Origin of the sequence: Arthrobacter oryzae, from assembly GCF_037911235.1 — a bacterium.
Classification (GTDB): Bacteria; Actinomycetota; Actinomycetes; order Actinomycetales; family Micrococcaceae; genus Arthrobacter; species Arthrobacter oryzae_E.
Genome location: NZ_JBBLYW010000015.1, coordinates 1 through 422, shown reverse-complemented (window position 1 = coordinate 422; position 422 = coordinate 1). Strand labels below are relative to the sequence as shown.

General features: G+C 62.1%; 1 pseudogene. It reads right to left on the bottom strand.

Annotated features, from left to right (window positions below):
* Nucleotides 1-422: pseudogene (locus WMN78_RS04555) on the bottom strand (pyruvate dehydrogenase (acetyl-transferring), homodimeric type); the annotation flags it as partial.

Here is a 422-nt window from a genome sequence, read left to right as displayed (position 1 = left end):
GGTTTGCCCTTGAATTCGGTCGCTGCCTTGTACGCGGCGTAGACCTTGCGGTAGTCGTGGCCGCCGCGCTTGAGGTTCCAGATCTGGTCATCGGTCAGGTCCGCGACCATGTCCTTGGTCTGCGGGGTCTTCCCGAAGAAGTGTTCGCGGACGAACCCGCCGGATTCGGCCTTGTAGGTCTGGTAGTCCCCGTCCAGGGTCTCGTTCATGATCTTCACCAGCGACCCGTCGGAGTCCTTGGAGAGCAGCTCATCCCATTCCCGGCCCCAGACGACCTTGATGACGTTCCAGCCCGCGCCGCGGAAGAACGCTTCGAGTTCCTGCATGATCTTGCCGTTGCCGCGTACCGGCCCGTCCAGGCGCTGGAGGTTGCAGTTGATCACGAAGTTCAGGTTGTCCAGGTTCTCGTTCGCGGCGAGCTG